Origin of the sequence: Microcystis sp. M53598_WE2 (genome assembly GCF_030067735.1) — a bacterium.
GTDB lineage: Bacteria > Cyanobacteriota > Cyanobacteriia > Cyanobacteriales > Microcystaceae > Microcystis > Microcystis aeruginosa.
Window position 1 is genome coordinate 1 of sequence record NZ_JASJFE010000745.1, and the last position, 2,273, is coordinate 2,273.

General features: G+C 39.6%; 4 protein-coding genes. All 4 read left to right on the forward strand.

Annotation, left to right across the window (positions count from 1 at the left end):
• Positions 1 to 741 (forward strand): protein-methionine-sulfoxide reductase catalytic subunit MsrP (gene msrP, locus PX636_RS15200; protein ID WP_288117720.1); only part of this gene is annotated, 741 nt, incomplete at its 5' end.
• A gap of 43 nt (positions 742 to 784) precedes the next feature.
• Positions 785 to 1,243, forward strand: coding sequence for a DUF29 domain-containing protein (locus tag PX636_RS15205; RefSeq protein ID WP_002758350.1), 459 nt, complete (start codon positions 785 to 787; stop codon positions 1,241 to 1,243).
• A 16-nt stretch (positions 1,244 to 1,259) separates the two neighbouring features.
• Positions 1,260 to 1,718, forward strand: a complete 459-nt coding sequence (locus PX636_RS15210) for a DUF29 domain-containing protein (RefSeq protein ID WP_288117721.1) — start codon at positions 1,260 to 1,262, stop codon at positions 1,716 to 1,718.
• Between the two features lie 16 nt (positions 1,719 to 1,734).
• Positions 1,735 to 2,199: a DUF29 domain-containing protein gene (locus tag PX636_RS15215; protein ID WP_002796831.1), complete on the forward strand. Its 465-nt coding sequence runs from the start codon at positions 1,735 to 1,737 to the stop codon at positions 2,197 to 2,199.
• The last annotated feature ends 74 nt before the right edge of the window (positions 2,200 to 2,273 follow it).

Genomic DNA, 2,273 nt, shown 5'->3' on the forward strand with positions numbered 1-2,273 from the left:
ATAGCTGCCGAAACTGTAGCGGGGAGATATAACAATTTTTATGAGTTCGGAGGGGGGAAAAATATCTGGTTAAAAGCGCAGAAATTACCGACGAATCCCTGGACGGTAGAAGTGGGAGGATTGGTAAAAAATCCCCAAACCTACGATATAGATACTATTAAAAAAACCTTTCCTCTCGAAGAAAGAATCTATCGTTTTCGTTGTGTGGAAGCTTGGTCAATGGTGTTACCTTGGCTGGGGTTTCCGATGAGTGCTTTAATCGCGGCAGTGGAACCAAAACCCGAAGCAAAATTCGTCCGTTTCACCTCCTTTTATAATCCCGAAATTACTAAGGGGCCAGGATTACATTTAGGAGCCTTACCCTGGCCCTATACAGAAGGTTTAAGAATTGAAGAAATGGCCAACGAATTAGCTTTCTTTGCTGTGGGAATTTTCGGGCATGATTTACCGAAACAACAGGGCGCACCCTTGCGAATGGTTATTCCTTGGAAATACGGTTTTAAAGGAGCAAAATCGATAGTAAAAATTGAATTTACCGCCAAACAACCCGCCACCTACTGGAACACAATTGACGCTCACGAATACGATTTTGAGGCTAATGTCAACCCCAGTAAACCCCATCCCCGTTGGTCGCAAGCAACGGAGAAATTTATCGGCAGTAGAAGTGATTTATCTTGGGAAATTATCGAAACTCTGCCCTATAATGGCTACGGTGAATATGTGGCTAGTTTGTATAGTTAAGTTTTATGATTATCCCCGTTTTATTTAGTTTAAGTGAGTATTTATGGAAAATAAAACTCTGTACGAACAAGACTTTTATCTCTGGATTAGAACCACTATTAATCAACTGCAAGCGAGACAGTTTGAGCGGGTAGATTTAGATAATTTACTGGAGGAGTTAGCAAGTATGGGAAGGAGTGAAAAACGCAAAATCGAAAATCTTTTGATTCAATTGCTGGTACATTTGCTGAAACTAACCTACTGGACAGGAGAAAAAGCTAGAAATGAGGGTCACTGGAAAGGGGAAATTAGAAACTTTCGCCGACAAATAATCAAAGAAGTTAAAGATAGCCCTAGTCTCAAACCCTATCTTTTGGAAATCTTTGAGGAATGCTATCAATTTGCCAGAAAAGATGCTAGTGATCGCTCTCAATTACCCCTCGATACTTTCCCCGCTATTCCCCTTGGTTCCCTTGAACAAATTCTCGATGAAGATTGGTTTCCCACTAATAACCATGAGTAATATATAGAGGTCAATTATGGACAATAAAACCCTGTACGAACAAGACTTTTATCTCTGGATTAGAACTACTATTAATCAACTGCAAGCGAGACAGTTTGAGCGGGTAGATTTAGAGAATTTACTGGAGGAATTAGCAAGTATGGGAAGGAGTGAAAAGCGCAAAATCGAAAATCTTTTGATTCAATTACTGGTACATTTGCTGAAACTAACTTACTGGACAGGAGAAAGAGCAAGAAATGAGGGTCACTGGAAAGGAGAAATTATCAACTTTCGCCGACAAATAATCGAAGAAATTAAAGATAGCCCTAGTTTAAAACCCTATATTCTGGAAATCTTTGAGGAATGCTATCAATTTGCTAGAAAAGAGGCTCAAGTTAGAACTCAATTACCCCTCGATACTTTCCCCGCTATTCCCATTGGTTCCCTTGAACAAATTCTCGATGAAGATTGGTTTCCCACTAATGACCACGAGTAATATATAGAGGTAAATTATGGATAATAAAACCCTGTACGAAGAAGACTTTTATCTCTGGATTAGAACTACTATTAATCAACTGCAAGCGAGACAGTTTGAGCGGGTAGATTTAGAGAATTTACTAGAGGAATTAGCAAGTATGGGAAGGAGTGAAAAGCGCACAATTAAAAGTCTGTTAACCCGATTATTAGAACATTTACTTAAGCTCAAATATTGGGCGGCAGAAAGAGAGAGAAACGAAGGTCACTGGAAGGGAGAGATTAGAACTTTTCGTCTCGATATATTAGATGAACTTAAAGATAGTCCTAGTCTGAAACCTTATCTTTTGGAAATTTTTGATGAATGTTATCTTTCAGCCCGAAAAAATGCCAGTGACCGCTCTCAATTACCCCTCGATACTTTCCCCGTTATTCCCATTGGTTCCCTTGAACAAATTCTCGATGAAGATTGGTTTCCTGCGGGCGATAATCTGGAAATATAGCCATCAGTTAGACTGCTCCATACTGCTGTAACAAAAAACAACTATCCCCCGATAGCGATCGCTAAAGGTCGAAT